The following is a 13,275-nucleotide window of genomic DNA, read 5'->3' as shown; positions in this document are numbered from 1 at the left end:
CAGGTTCAACCGAGTACCTCTGTCCGGCAACTGCCCTGTCCAGCAAGGCTTTCGGGCATGAAATCATTCTCTGTGCGCATGGCGCGGTGGAGCGCACGGCACCCCTGGCGGGCGATCGCCGGCTGGCTGGTGTTCGTGGCGCTCTGTCTGGGCGCCGGCAGTGCTGTCGGTACGAACAGCGCGAAGACGGCGGACTACCGGGTCGGTGAGGCGGGCCGCGCCGAGGCCCTCGCCGCCGCGGGACATCTGGAGCGCAGGCCCACCGAGCAGGTGCTGATCTCCGCCAGGTCGGGTGCCCTCGACCGGAACGCGGCCGAAGCCGCCGCGGAGGACCTCACCGCCCGGATGAAGCGGCTGCCCGACGTCGCGGGCGTGGCCGCCCCGCTGCTCTCCGGCGACCGTACGGTCCTCATGGTCGAGGTGGCGCTGAAGGGCGAGGAGCGGGACGCCAAGGACAAGGTCGACGCGCTCGTGGAGCAGACCGAGGCGGTGCAGGAGGACCACCCCGGGCTCCTCCTCCAGGAGACCGGAAGTCCCTCCATCAGCAAGGGCGTCGACCGGCAGCGCAGCGACGACCTGGCGCTCTCGGAGGCGATCACGCTCCCGGTCACGCTCGTCACCCTGCTGGTCGTGTTCGGGTCGGTCACCATGGCCGGGGTGCCGCTGCTGCTGGCGCTGTCGTCGATCGCGGCGGCGATCGGGCTCTCCATGGTCGCCTCGCACCTCTCCCCCGACGCCGGGGTCGGCACGAACGTCATCCTCATGATCGGCCTGGCGGTCGGCGTCGACTACACGCTCTTCTACCTCAAGCGCGAGCGCGAGGAGCGGGCCCGCTCCGGCGGCCGGCTCGGCTCCGCGGCACTGGTGGAGCTGGCGGCCGCGACCTCGGGGCGGGCGGTCGTGGTCTCCGGGCTCGCGGTCGCCGTCTCCACGGCGACGCTGTACCTGGCCTCCGACGTGATCTTCTCCTCGCTCGCGACCGGCACCATCATCGTCGTACTGGTCGCGGTGGCCAGTTCGCTGACGGCCCTGCCCGCGCTCCTCGTCAAGCTCGGGCAGCGGGCCGAGCGCAGGGAACTGCGACGGGCACGACGCGGGAAACCCGCCCGCCGGGTGGGGGGCCGGGGCGGCGACGGCCGGGTGTGGTCGGCACTGCTGCGGCCCGCGGCCCGGCATCCCCTGGCCACCCTGTGCTGTTCGGTCCTCGGCCTCCTCGCACTCGTCGCCCCGCTGGCCGGGCTGAGGATCACGGAGATGAGCCGGGACACGCACTCCCGCGACATCCCCGCGATGCGGGTGTACGACCGGCTCAACGAGGCGTTCCCCGAGCAGCGGGTGACCCACCAGGTCGTGGTGCGCGCCGACGCCTCGCGCTCCGCGGAGGTCACCTCGGCCCTGCGCGAGGTGGCCCGGCGCACCGGTGACGACGGCCTGTTCACCGGCGCCTCGCGGATACGGACGTCGGCCGACCACCGGACCAGCGTCCTCGAGCTGAAGGTGCCGCACCTGGGCAACTCCGAGCAGGCGTACGACTCCCTCGACCGCCTGCGGGACGACCACCTGCCCGCCACGGTGGGCCGGATCGACGGCGCCGAGTTCGGGGTGAGCGGTGACGTCGCCCGCTACGCCGACTATCCCGCCCACCAGAACGGCAAGCTCCCCCTGGTGCTGGGGGCGTTGTTGCTGGTGACGTTCGTGATGACCGTGTACGCCTTCCGGTCGGTCGTCCTCGGCCTGATCGGCGTCGTGCTGAACCTGCTGTCCGCGGCGGCGGCGCTCGGACTGCTCGTCCTGGTCTTCCAGGGGACCTGGGCCGAGGGGCTGCTGGACTTCGACTCCACGGGTTCGATCGGATCCCGCGTGCCGCTCTTCCTCTTCGTGATCCTCTTCGGGCTCTCGATGGACTACCAGGTGTTCGTGGTGAGCCGGATCAGGGAGGCCGTGCTCGCGGGCGTCCCCACGCGGCAGGCGGTGCTCGACGGGATCCGCTCCTCGGCGAGCGTGGTGACCAGCGCCGCGGTCGTGATGACGACCGTCTTCGCCAGCTTCGTCTTCCTGCACATCATCGAGATGAAGCAGATCGGCTTCGTGCTGGCGGCGGCCGTGCTGATCGACGCGGTCGTCGTCCGGGTCCTGGTGCTGCCGTCGGCCATGCTCCTGCTCGGCGAGGCCAGTTGGTGGCCCTCGCGGGGAGCGCGGGGTGCGGCGGCCGGTGCGGGGAAAAAGGAGCCGGTGCGCCCGGCGGTCGACGTACGTTGATCGGCATGACCGCTCTCACCGGGCCCACCGCCGACGCCTTCTGGGCCACCTCGCTGCGCCGCTGGAACGCGGTGTGCTGGGTGCTGTTCGCCCTGATGGCCGTCGGACTCGTCGCCATGGACCGGCCCGGCGGGAGCAGGTACGCCGCGCTCGCGCTGCTGGGCGGCGTGGTGCTGTGCTACGCCGTCCTCCACCGGTTCCCGGACCACCCCGTCGTACGGCCCCACGGCTACCTCTCGGTGCTGGTGGTCGCGCTGGGCGGGCTCGCGTACCTGCGCGGCAACTACGCGGCGCTGTTCATGGTGACCCTGCCGCACTACTGGATGTTCGGGCGGACGCCGAGGGCCTCGATGACGTTCCTGGGGCTGGCCACGGCCGGCACCCTGACCGGGAGCGTCCTGCGGCAGGACGGCTGGTCGGTGGAGTTCTTCAGCGAGACGCTCGTGTCCACGCTGATCGTCGTGGCGGTGGGGGTGCTGATCGGGTTGTGGGCGCATTCGGTGGTCGCACAGAGCGAGGAACGGGCGCGGCTCATCGACGAGTTGGAGCGGACGCAGGCGCAGCTGTCCGAGGCGCACCAGCGTCAGGGGGCGGCGGACGAACGGGAGCGGATGGCGCGGGAGATCCACGACACGCTCGCGCAGGGCTTCGCGTCGATCATCGTGCTCGCGGAGGCGGCCCGTGCGGGGCTGGACTCCGACACCGCGCGAAGTGCCCAGCAGCTGTGGTCGATCGAGTCGACCGCGCGGGACAACCTCGCGGAGGCGAGGGAGCTGGTCGGTTCCGTGCGGGGACCGGGGCCGGGCCAGGTGGCGGCCGGTTCGGTGGCACGGACGCTGCGCCGGACCCTGGACCGCTTCGCGGAGGACACCGGGCTCATCGTGCACGCCGACCTGGAGGACCTCGGGTGCGACCAGCAGACCCGGATCGCGCTGCTGCGCTGCACCCAGGAGTCCCTGGCCAACGTGCGCAAGCACGCGCGCGCCTCCACGGTCGGCGTGGTCCTGACCCGGCAGGCGTACGGGGTGGAACTGGAGATCACCGATGACGGGACCGGCTTCGTGGTGGGGGAGTCGGCGGGCTTCGGTCTGGACGGGATGCGCAAACGGCTGGCGGAGCTGGGCGGGAGGCTGACGGTGACGAGTTCGCTGGGTGACGGGACGCGCGTACTGGCGTCGATCCCCCTGGCCTCCCCGGCACCGGGAGAGAGCGGGGCGGAGGCGTGAGTGGCGGAGGGGTCCGCATCATCGTGGTGGACGACCACACCGTCATGCGGGCCGGAGTGGTGGCTCTCCTCACCTCCGAGACGAGCATCGAGATCGTCGGCGAGGCGGGCGACGGCCGTGTGGCCCTCGAACTGGTCGAGCGGTACGAGCCCGACGTCGCCCTGGTCGACCTGCGCATGCCGGTGCTCGACGGAGTGGCCACCACGACCGAGATCGTGAACCGCTTCCCCCGTACCCGCGTGCTGATCCTGACGACGTACGACACCGACGCGGACATCGAGCGCGGGGTGGAGGCCGGGGCCATCGGCTACCTCCTCAAGGACACCACCCGTGAGCAGCTGGTCGACGCGATCCACGCCGCCTCCCGAGGCGAGACGGTGCTGGCGCCCCGGGTGGCCGAGAGGCTGGTCGCCCGGATGCGGCAGCCCGCCCAGGCCCCGCTGACGGCCCGCGAGGCGGACGTCCTGCACGCGGTGGCGGACGGTCTGACCAACGCCGAGATCGGGCGGCGACTCGTCATCGCCGAGGCGACGGTGAAGACCCACCTGCTCCGCCTGTTCGCCAAGCTCGACGTGAACGACCGGACGAGGGCGGTGGTGGTGGCGATGGAGAGGGGGCTGCTGCGGAGGGCTTCCGGCACGGAGGACTCCCCGTGACGTCCCGGCATGACGCCTCCGGCCGTCGCACCGGACGGGAGGGCGTGCGCACCGGACCGTGCGCCGGTCGTGCCGGCCCACGTACGCGCGGGGCTTCCGTGCCGTCGGCGGCTCGCACCACGACCGCTCCCCCACCGGCCTCGGGAACCGGGCCGCGCACGTCACGGGGGTCGAGGTCCGCGGGGCGGACCGGCGCTCCGTGATCGCTCGCACCGGGGCCGGGGGGCCGGCGTCCCCGTGCGGCCGCGACCGTCCGTCCCGGTCGGCCCACGCGTCGACGGGCCCGGGTGCGGGGGAAGCGACGCGGGCGCGGCGCCCGTCCGCTACCGGGCGACCGGCTTCCTGACGCGCTCGGTCTCGTCCTGCACGAGGAGGGAGAGCAGGGAGGCCACGGGGAGGCCCGCTTCCGCCGGGTGGCGCAGCACCTTGTCCGGCTCGATGCGGTAGGTGTTCGTGCGCCCGTCGCGGGTGTGGGAGAGGTAACCGTCCTGCTCGAGGTCCGAGATGATCCGCTGGACGGCACGCTCGGTGAGCCGGCAGTGGGCGGCGATGTCACGGATCCGGACGTTCGGGTTGTCGGCGATGGCCGCCAGTACACGCGCGTGATTGGTGATGAACGTCCATCCGGTGTGAGGTTCGGGCACTCCAACCATGCCCCGCATTTTACGGCTCCTCATTGCCGGAACGCAGATACATGACATACTTTTCAGGTAACAGATGACGTGACCCCGTGGGGAAGAACCGCAGAAGGAGCCCTAAGGTGCCCTGGGACGAGGCCGCCATGCCGACGCTCATGAGCAACACCGGCGGGAAGCCGCCGCCCGAACAGGCCACCGGGCCCGCCCCGGAGGGGGCCTCGGTGTTTCAGTACGAACGGCACGGCGCCCGGGTGGTCGTCGCGCAGGGCTCCTACGACATGCACTCGATCACGCCCTTGGCGGAGGCACTGCGGGCCGCGGCCGGGGAGCGTCCGAAGGTGGTCCTGGACGCCTCCGGCGTCACCTTCGCGGACTCGTCGTTCCTGAACCTGCTGATCCTCACCCACCGGGCGGGCACCCTGCGCCTGGTCGCGCCGTCACGGCAGGTCCGGCTGCTCTGCGAGGTCACCGGGGTCGACGCCGTCCTGGACATACGGGAGACCGTGGACGACGCCGCCGTCCGCTGAGTCGCCCTGCGCCGAGGAGGCGGGGGCGGGCGGTTCGCGCCCCGGGTGAACGCGGGTGCGCCACCGGTCCGGCCGGCCCCCGGGCCGGGGGCCGGGTCCTCCGTCTCGGCCGGCGACCGGGGGCGAGCGCGGTTCAGATCGGTTCGGGTTGCGGTTCCGGGTGCCGCGCCGGTGCGGTCCTGCCCGACCACAGTGCGGTGGTCCGTGCGTAGCCGTAGACCACCGAGGCCGTCGCCAGCACGAGCAGGGGACCGGACACCCACGGGTGCTCGGCCATCTGGACGGGCAGCCAGCGGTACGACACCAGGAACGCGGTGAAGACCACCGTCCCGTGGGCGACCAGCCGGACCCCCGCCCGGTCCCAGCCGCGGTCGAACGAGCGCAGCGCCGCCTCGATCGTGAGCGTGAAGACCACGCCGGCGATGAGGTCCGCGCCGTAGTGGTAGCCGAATCCGAGCGTCGCGCAGAGCGTGGCGACCAGCCAGAACGTTCCCGCGTGGCGCAGTAGCCGCGGGCCCTTGCGGGTGTGGACGAAGATGGCGGTGGCCCACGCCGTGTGCAGGCTGGGCATGCAGTTCCGCGGGGTGATCCCGTCGAACGGCATGGGGTGCGGGGTGCCGACCGGCGGAAGCGTCTGCGGCCACAGGTCGGCCGCGGCCCAGGGCGCGCTGGGCGGCATGTCCGGCGCCCACAGGCTGACTGCCGACCAGTGCTCCATGCCCGTGCCGTAGGCGAAGATCGGCCCGACCACCGGGAAGATCATGTAGAAGGCCGGCCCGACGAGGCCGATCACCAGGAACGTGCGCACCAGGTGGTGGCGCGGGAAGCGGCGCTCGGCCGCCACGTGGCGCAGCTGGTACAGCGCGGCGACGACCGCGGCCACCGCGAGGTTGCCGTAGACGAAGTCGAGGAAGTTGAAGCCGACGGAGCCGGTGGCCGTGACGATCCGGCCGACCCACCACGACGGGTTGCCCAGTGCGTGGTCGGCGGTGGCCACGTAAGGGTCGAGCACCTCCGGGCGGGTCTTCGAGGTGATCAGCAGCCAGGTGTCGCCCGTCTTGCGGCCGGCCATCAGCAGGAGGCCCAGCCCGGCGCCCTTCAGCAGCAGGACCCGTTCCCGGCCGGTGCGGCGCGTGACGGCGACGACCGCGACGCCCAGGATCACCCACAGGGCGCCGTTCCCGAAGGGGTGGCCGCCGGCCGTGTCGGCGTCGACCGCCCACCGCACCAGCGCGAAGGCGACGTCGACGCCGATCGCGGCGCCCACCGCGACGAACCGTTGCCGCCAGGTGAGCACCACCATCGTCAGCGCCATGGCGGCGTACAGCAGGCCGCCCGACTTGGGGGCGAACACCACCTCCCGCGCCTGGAGGGTGATCGGCCCCGGCGAGCCGTGGTGACGCGCGGCGAACTCCAGCGCGACGAGGAACCCGAGGGTCACGACAGCGGCCAGGGTCCAGAGCACGGCTCGTGGCCGACGCCATACGGAGAGCGCGGTTCTCCCCCGTATTCGCGAAAGGTTCTGCGGTGGTATGTCTGTCACTTTTTGTCTGCTTTGTTAAATACTGCTCATGTCGGGGTGGATATCATCTGCTGCCTTCCGGTCGGAGCGTGTTCTCCTCACGAGGAGCAGCCCGTCGGGAGCAAGACGGAAAGAGTACGGTGCGGGTTCCGGCCCCGTACTCGCCGGCCCCGCACCACGACAGCGGCGCTCCCAGGCCCTCGCGCCGAGCGAAGCACAGCAAATCCGGGCAGGTCAATAGCCATGTGGGCGCGCAAGCGCCGTCGCCTGCCGGGCCGGGGGAACGGGCTCGGCCCTCGTCACCCGGGGCCCGCGTCGCCGGCGGGGGAGGGAGGGGAGCCGCGGTCGGCCGTTCCGCGTCCGGGCCTCAGCCGTTCCGCGTCCGGGCCTCAGGCCGGTTCGAGGCGTGCTTCCGGTCGCTGCGCCGGTACCGCAACCTCCGGTTCCCACCGTTTCGTGGCCCGTACGTACCCGAGGACCACCGAGGTCGTCGCCAGGACGAGGAGCGGCCCGGCCACCCAGGGATGTCCGGCCATCTCCGTCGACAGCCAGCGGGACGACGCCAGGATCGCCGCGAAGACCACCGTCCCGTGGGCGACCAGCCGGACCCCCGCCCGGTCCCAGCCGCGGCCGGACGAGCGCAGCGCCGTCTCGATCGTGAGCGTGAAGACCACGCCGGCGATGAGATCGATGCCGTAGTGGTAGCCGAATCCGAGCGTCGCGCAGAGCGTGGCGACCAGCCAGAACGTTCCCGCGTGGCGCAGCGGCCGCGGGCTCTTGCGGGTGTGGACGAAGATGGCGGTGGCCCACGCCGTGTGCAGGCTGGGCATGCAGTTGCGGGGCGTGATCCCGTCGTACGCCACCGGGTGCGGCGTGCCGACCGGCGGAAGCGTGTCCGGCCACAGGAGGGCCACCGCCCACTCCTCGCCGCCGGTGCCGAACGCGCCGGTGCCGTAGAGGAAGACCGGTCCGACCACGGGGAAGACCATGTAGACGGCCGGTCCGAGGAGGCCGATCACGAGAAAGGTGCGCACCAGGTGGTGGCGCGGGAAGCGGCGCTCGGCCGCCACGTGGCGCAGCTGGTACAGCGCGGCGACGACCGCGGCCACCGCGAGCTGGGCGTAGACGAAGTCGAGGACGTGGGCGCCGACCGGGCCCGCGGCCTCGACCATCCGGCCCACCACCCACGACGGGTTGCCCAGCGCGCGGTCGGCGGTGACCACGTACGGGTCGAGCACCTCCGGGCGGGTCTTCGAGGTGATCAGCAGCCAGGTGTCGCCCGTCTTGCGGCCGGCCACCAGCAGGAGGCCCAGCCCGGCGCCCTTCAGCAGCAGGACCCGTTCCCGGCCGGTGCGGCGCGTGACGGCGACGACCGCGACGCCCAGGATCACCCACAGGGCGCCGTTCCCGAAGGAGTGCCCGTCGGTCACCCTGGCGTCGACCGCCCACCGCACCAGCGCGAAGGCGACGTCGACGCCGATCGCGGCACCGGCCGCGACGAACCGTTGCCGCCAGGTGAGCACCACCGTCGTCAGCGCCATGGCGGCGTACAGCAGCGGCCCCGAGCTGGGGGCGAACACCAGCTCTTCCGCCTGGTTGGTGATCGGCCCCGGAAGGCCGTAGCGACGCGCGGCGATCTCCAGCGCGACGAGGAACCCGAGGGTCGCCACACCCGCCACGGCCCAGAGTCTCGCCCGTGCTCGGCGCCGGCTTATTCGCGAGAACACCCGTGACGGCATGTGTCTCCACCTCTGTTCGCTGGGCTGGATTTCGGTCGAACGGCTGCCGAACGTGCTCGACGGCCCGGCCTCCGGCGAAGAATGACATGGCCGCGCCGACCCGTCGGCAGAGGAAGACGGAAGGATCACGGTCCGGGTTCCGGCCCGCGACGGCGGCGCGGCCCCCTGCCGTTCCGCGGAATTCCCTGGACCGGCGGCCGGGCGCGTGGTCGACTCGGGCCGACGCCGCCCCCCTCGACCTCACCGGAGCCGTCTTGTCCCTCCGCGTCACCGCCCTCACCGACCCCGACCGCACCCCTTCCGGCCACCGCCTCGCGTGGCTGGCCGCCGGGGACGACGGTGCTCCGCTCGGGTCCGCGTTCCTCCGGGTGTTCAACCGGGAGGGCCAGGAGCACCTGGCCGAACTGCAGGTGAACGTGCACCCGGCGGAGCGGCGCCGGCGGGTCGGGTCGCGGCTGCTCGAGGCGGCGGTGGCCGCCGCGCGGGAGGCGGGCAGGCGGTCGGTGATCGCGCAGGCCGACGCGGGCACGCCGGGCGATCACTTCCTTGCCGCACACGGCTTCCGCAGGGTGCTGACACTGACGTACGCCCGGCTCGCGCTGGACGGGTGGGACGGCGGCCGGGCCGACGGGATCGACGCGATCGTCGAACGGCCGCACCCCGGCTACCGTCTCGTGTCCTGGCGCGGCGCCGTCCCCGACGAGCTGGCCGGGACCTTCGCCGACTCGCGCCGCGCCATGGACGACATGCCGATAGGCGACACCGACCACGGTGTCGTGGCCTGGGACGTCGAGCGGGTGCTGGCCGCTGCCGAGGCCATCGCCGACCGCGGTGAGCTGCTCACCACGGTGGCCGCCGTCGACGAGTCGGACGGCTCGGTCGTCGGCTTCTCGGAACTCGTCGTGCCGGGCGACGGCAGGGGCGACGGGCTGCACTACGGCACCGGCGTGCTGCCCGGGCACCGCGGCCACGGCCTCGGCCGCTGGATGAAGGCCGAGTCGATCCGCCTCGCCCGCGCCGACCGCCCCGGGCTCGCCGGCCTGGTCACCGACACCGCGGACAGCAACACGCACATGCGGCGCATCAACGACGCGCTGGGGTACCTCCCCACGCACAAGGCCCTGGAGTACCAGCTCGACCTGTGAGGCCGGCGGACCGGCGTCCGCCGTGCGGGCGGTCACCGGGCCGGGGTGATCTCCCGAACGGCTCCGGGCAGGACCGACCGCAGCCGCCGGTCGTGGGTGACGACGACGAGCGTCCCCTCGTACGAGGCGAGGGCCGCCTGGAGGTCCTCCACCAAGGAGGGCGAGAGGTGGTTCGTCGGTTCGTCCAGCAGCAGCAGATCGTGCGAACCCGTGACCAGGCGGGCGAGTTCGAGGCGGCGGCGCTGTCCGGTGGAGAGGTCCCGCACGGGCCGGGCCAGGTCGGCTTCGCGGAACAGGCCCAGGGCGAGCAGTTCGTCGGCGCGGTCCTCGCCGAAGGCCGCGAGCAGGGGGCGGCTCTCCTCGCCGGGGGAGGCCGGAGCCGCCACCTGGCGCAGGAAGCCGACCCGCGCGGGCCGCCGCACCGTGGCGCCCGGCTCCGGGGCCAACTCGCCCGCCATGACCCGCAGGAGCGTGGTCTTGCCCGCGCCGTTGGGGCCGGTGACCAGGAGCCGGCCGCCTGCGGGGACGTGGAGCGAGTCCAGTACCAGGCGCCCCGGTACGCGCAGGTTCGCCACCTCCACCGCGCGGTCCGCCGACCCCCCGATGCCCGCCGAGAACCGCAGCGGTTCGGGAGGCGCGGGCACCGGGTTCTCGGTGAGCCGGTGCAGCCGCTCGCGCGCGTTGCGGATGCGGCTCATGGCGCCGTGGGCCCGCGAGCGGGCACGGAAGGCACCCGCGCCGCTGAACGCCCACGGCCCCTTGCGCGGGATCGCCTCGAGGCGGCCCGCCTGGGAGTCGGCGAGCCGGGACTGGCGGGCCACCTCGGTGCGCCACTGCTCGTGCTCCCGCTCCTGCCGGGCGCGTTCGGCGGCCTTGGCGGCGAGGTACCCGGTGTAGCCGTCGCCGTAGCGGCGGACGGACCGGGTGTCCGGGTCGACCTCCAGGATGGTGTCGGTGACCCGGTCGAGGAACGCCCGGTCGTGGGTGACGGCGACGAGTGTGCCCCGGTGGGCGCGCAGCCGCTCCTCCAGCCAGGCCACCGCCTCGTCGTCCAGGTCGTTGGTGGGCTCGTCGAGGAGCAGCAGCTCGGGCGCCGAGGCGAGCGTCGCGGCCAGGGCGAGGCGGGAGCGCTGCCCGCCGGAGAGGGTGCCGAGCCGTCGTGACCGGTCGAGGCCGGCCGACTCGCCGAGGTGGCGCAGGGCGACGTCGACACGGCGGTCCGCGTCGTACCCGCCGCGCGCCTCGAACTCCGCCTCGAGCGCGGCGTACCGGTCGCACGCGGCCGGGTCGGCGCCGTGGAGCGCGGCACCGGCCTCCCTCATCCTCCTTTCCAGAGCACGCAGTTCGGCCAGCGCCAGGTCGACGGCGTCACCGACGCACGCCGTTTCCGGCAGGCCGAGGGTCTGCGCCAAGTGCCCGACACCGCCCGGTGCGACGACGTCGACCTCTCCGTCGTCGGGCCGCACGGCGCCGGCGAGCAGCCGCAGCAGGGTGGACTTGCCGGAGCCGTTGTCCCCGATGACCCCCGCCTTCCCCCCAGGACGGACCGTGAAGGACACGCGGTCCAGGACGAGGTGATGGCCGTAGCGCTTGCTGACGCCGGAGACGGTGAGCTGGGAGACGGCGGTACGGACGGGCGGTGCTTCGGGAGTACGGATCAAGTGGCATCCTCTTTCGTGGGCCATAGAAATACGAGACGTCTCGTCTCGCTTTTCGGAAAGGTAGCCCATGCGCCCCGCTCACGCAAGACGCTGCGTCTCGCCATTCGCGCCGGCCCAGTTGCCGCGTGAGGCCGGTGCGAGAAGGCGAGGCAGGCCGCGGCGGACCGCCTCGCCGTTCTCAGTACGGTGCACGCGACCGTCGACTCCACGCCGGAGGCGCGGACCAGCAGGACCCAGGGGCGGCGGGAGGCATGGCCGGTTCTCCTTCGGAGGGGTGGGCGGGCGCGGATCCCGGTGGCGTGCGCCGGTGGGTCCTCACGCCTGGACGCGGTCGAGGAAGCGGGCGACGAGCGGGGCGATCTCGGGGAGGTGGTCCTCGAGGGCGAAGTGGCCGGTGGGGAAGAGGTGGAGCTCCGCTTCGGGCACGTCGTCCAGGTAGGCGCGGGCGCCGGGTTCGGGGAAGAAGGGGTCGCCGGTGCCCCAGGTGATGAGGGTGGGCGGGCGGTGCCCGCGCAGCCACGCCTGCCAGGCGGGGTAGGCGGCGATGTTGCTCCTGTAGTCGTAGGCGAGGGCGAGTTGGGCCTGCTTGCGGCCGGGCCGGTCCAGGAAGTACTGGTCCAGCAGCCAGCCCTCCGGCGCGACGAGCGTGGGGTCGGCGGTGCCGCCCTCGTACTGGGCGCGGGTGGCGTCCAGGGTGAACAGGCCGAGGATCGCGGACTCGGCGCCGGGGGTGTCGGGGGTGAGCGCGGTGAACGCGCGGGCCGCGTCCGACAGGCCCTCCGCATAGGCGTTGCCGTTCTGCACGACCAGCCCGGCCACGCGCTCCGGCCGGCGCAGCGCCAGGCGGAAGCCGACCGGAGCGCCGAAGTCGAACAGGTACATCGCGTACCGGGTGAGCCCGAGCCGTTCGGTGAAGCCCTCGACGACGTCCGCCAGCCGCTCGAAGGAGTAGGCGAAGTCCTCCGGGGCGCGGGTGTGCCCGAAGCCGGGGTAGTCGGGGGCGATCAGCCGGTAGTGCCGGCCCAGGCTGTCGATGAGACGCCGGAACTGGTGCGAGGCGGAGGGGAAGCCGTGCAGGAGCAGGAGCACCGGGGCGCCGGAGCGCTCGGGCAGCGACTCCCGGTAGAAGACCTCCACGCCGTCGACCTCGACGTACCGGTGGGCGGTGCGGGCGGGTACCGAGACGCGGGGCGTCTCCGTGGACACCGTCATTTCACATGCCTCCTTGGCGCATTGACGCATTAGATCTAACACCCGCTCACCTAATGCGTCAATCGCTTCATGTACCATTAGGTCCATGCGTGACAGTGAGCCGCTGACCGGTGAACCCCTGGCCATCGACCTCGTCAACACCCGCCCGGCGGACGGCGAGGGCCGTACGGACCTGCTCGACACCCCGCAGCGGCTCGCCGCCTGGCTGGCCCTGGAGGGCGACCGCCTGCACGGAGAGGCCGGCGACCCGGAGCCGGCGGAGGGCGACCTCGCCCCCGTCCACGCCGTCCGCGCCCACGTCGAAGCGGTCCTGCACGCCCTGCTGCGCGGCACGGAACCCGCGGAGACCCATCTGCGCGCCCTCACCGACGCCCAGCGCGCCGCTCCCGCCGTACGCGAACTGACCTGGGGCGGTACGGCCGTCACCGCCACCGTCCGCCGCTCGGGCCCCCTCGGCGTCCGCCTCGCCGCCCGCCTGGCCGAGGCCGCCGCCGACCTGCTCACCGACCCCGCGATCGGCAGGCTCAAGCGCTGCGAGGCCAACGACTGCGTGATGCTCTTCCTCCCCGCGCACCCCCGCCGCCGCTGGTGCTCGGCCGACCGCTGCGGCAACCGCATGCGGGTCGCCCGCTACTACCAGCGCCACAAGCAGGCACCCGGCGACCGGAAGCAGTGACCGCGGGCGCCGGC

General features: G+C 73.0%; 11 protein-coding genes. 6 read left to right on the top strand and 5 right to left on the bottom strand.

The window, feature by feature from the left end:
- Window positions 1–57: 57 nt before the first annotated feature.
- Genes FHS37_RS10625 through FHS37_RS10615 form a run of 3 tightly spaced genes read left to right on the top strand, consistent with a single transcriptional unit; the run spans window position 58 to window position 4,141 of the window.
- Entirely contained in the window at window positions 58–2,259 is a 2,202-nt protein-coding gene (locus tag FHS37_RS10625; protein ID WP_184819442.1) for an MMPL family transporter, read from the top strand.
- Between the two features lie 5 nt (window positions 2,260–2,264).
- Window positions 2,265–3,485 (top strand): sensor histidine kinase, encoded by a 1,221-nt coding sequence (locus FHS37_RS10620; protein WP_184819440.1) that lies wholly within the window; start codon window positions 2,265–2,267, stop codon window positions 3,483–3,485.
- A complete protein-coding gene (locus tag FHS37_RS10615; RefSeq protein ID WP_184819438.1) occupies window positions 3,482–4,141 on the top strand; it encodes a response regulator in 660 nt (219 codons plus the stop codon). Before FHS37_RS10620 ends, FHS37_RS10615 begins: the two co-directional genes overlap by 4 nt.
- Before the next feature lie 323 nt (window positions 4,142–4,464).
- Here the strand turns inward: FHS37_RS10615 and FHS37_RS10610 are convergent, their stop codons facing one another.
- Complete coding sequence (locus tag FHS37_RS10610) at window positions 4,465–4,794, bottom strand: helix-turn-helix transcriptional regulator (protein ID WP_184819437.1); 330 nt, start codon at window positions 4,792–4,794, stop codon at window positions 4,465–4,467.
- Between the two features lie 107 nt (window positions 4,795–4,901).
- On the opposite strand from FHS37_RS10610, the gene FHS37_RS10605 reads away from it, so the two are divergent.
- Window positions 4,902–5,306, top strand: coding sequence for an STAS domain-containing protein (locus FHS37_RS10605; protein ID WP_229889971.1), 405 nt, complete (start codon window positions 4,902–4,904; stop codon window positions 5,304–5,306).
- A 133-nt stretch (window positions 5,307–5,439) separates the two neighbouring features.
- On the opposite strand, the gene FHS37_RS10600 is transcribed toward FHS37_RS10605, so the two are convergent.
- Both FHS37_RS10600 and FHS37_RS10595 read right to left on the bottom strand, forming a co-directional pair.
- Entirely contained in the window at window positions 5,440–6,771 is a 1,332-nt protein-coding gene (locus tag FHS37_RS10600; protein ID WP_229889972.1) for a DUF5933 domain-containing protein, read from the bottom strand.
- A 446-nt stretch (window positions 6,772–7,217) separates the two neighbouring features.
- Complete coding sequence (locus FHS37_RS10595) at window positions 7,218–8,507, bottom strand: phosphatase PAP2 family protein (RefSeq protein ID WP_184819435.1); 1,290 nt, start codon at window positions 8,505–8,507, stop codon at window positions 7,218–7,220.
- 314 nt (window positions 8,508–8,821) lie between these two features.
- On the opposite strand from FHS37_RS10595, the gene FHS37_RS10590 reads away from it, so the two are divergent.
- Entirely contained in the window at window positions 8,822–9,712 is an 891-nt protein-coding gene (locus FHS37_RS10590) for a GNAT family N-acetyltransferase (protein ID WP_184819433.1), read from the top strand.
- A gap of 32 nt (window positions 9,713–9,744) precedes the next feature.
- Here FHS37_RS10590 and abc-f read toward each other — a convergent pair whose 3' ends face one another.
- Both abc-f and FHS37_RS10580 read right to left on the bottom strand, forming a co-directional pair.
- The gene (gene abc-f, locus FHS37_RS10585) at window positions 9,745–11,370 is read right to left on the bottom strand and encodes a ribosomal protection-like ABC-F family protein (protein WP_229889984.1); all 1,626 of its coding nucleotides are present in this window, start codon (window positions 11,368–11,370) and stop codon (window positions 9,745–9,747) included.
- Window positions 11,371–11,688: 318 nt separating this feature from the next.
- Complete coding sequence (locus FHS37_RS10580; RefSeq protein WP_184819429.1) at window positions 11,689–12,585, bottom strand: alpha/beta fold hydrolase; 897 nt, start codon at window positions 12,583–12,585, stop codon at window positions 11,689–11,691.
- A gap of 85 nt (window positions 12,586–12,670) precedes the next feature.
- On the opposite strand from FHS37_RS10580, the gene FHS37_RS10575 reads away from it, so the two are divergent.
- Window positions 12,671–13,261, top strand: coding sequence for a CGNR zinc finger domain-containing protein (locus FHS37_RS10575; protein ID WP_184819427.1), 591 nt, complete (start codon window positions 12,671–12,673; stop codon window positions 13,259–13,261).
- Window positions 13,262–13,275: the final 14 nt, after the last annotated feature.

This window comes from Streptomyces griseomycini (genome assembly GCF_014203535.1).
GTDB lineage: Bacteria > Actinomycetota > Actinomycetes > Streptomycetales > Streptomycetaceae > Streptomyces > Streptomyces griseomycini.
Note: the sequence above shows the minus strand (reverse complement) of the source record. Positions and strands in the feature narration are given on the sequence as shown.